This is a genomic window from Clostridium boliviensis (assembly GCF_033342255.1).
Classification (GTDB): Bacteria; Bacillota; Clostridia; order Lachnospirales; family Lachnospiraceae; genus Lacrimispora; species Lacrimispora boliviensis.
The window spans coordinates 1-387 of record NZ_JAWONS010000187.1; the positions used below are offsets into that span (position 1 = coordinate 1).

The 387-nt window shown below is 50.4% G+C and carries 1 protein-coding gene; it reads left to right on the forward strand.

Annotation, left to right across the window (positions count from 1 at the left end):
• Position 1 precedes the first annotated feature (1 nt).
• Positions 2 to 211 carry an RNA chaperone Hfq gene (gene hfq / locus RZO55_RS12415; protein WP_318064606.1) on the forward strand — a complete coding sequence of 70 codons (210 nt, stop codon included), beginning with the start codon at positions 2 to 4 and terminating at the stop codon, positions 209 to 211.
• The last annotated feature ends 176 nt before the right edge of the window (positions 212 to 387 follow it).

Genomic DNA, 387 nt, shown 5'->3' on the forward strand with positions numbered 1-387 from the left:
GATACAGGATCCCCAACTGAATAAGCTTCGGAAAAGGCGGGTTCCGGTCACAATATTTATGACGAATGGAGCCCGAGTGAAAGGAATCATCCAAGGTTTTGACCGATTTACCATCACTTTGGAGCACCAAGGAAAGCAGCAGAGTCTGTTTAAACATGCGGTCTCCACAGTGATTGCTAGCAAATACAAAAACGATCATAAGGTCCCGTAACTCCTTTTGTTATGGGGCCTCATCTTTTTCGACAGAAAGCCAGACAAACGGTGCAGGTCGCTCAAGGGTCGCTCACACAGTGACCAACGGGCTGTACGGCTAACGCCTACAGCCCGTAGGGCACTCTGTTCGCTAAGGGGGAAAACAGTGGCCAACTCCCCGTAGCTCCTGACGTC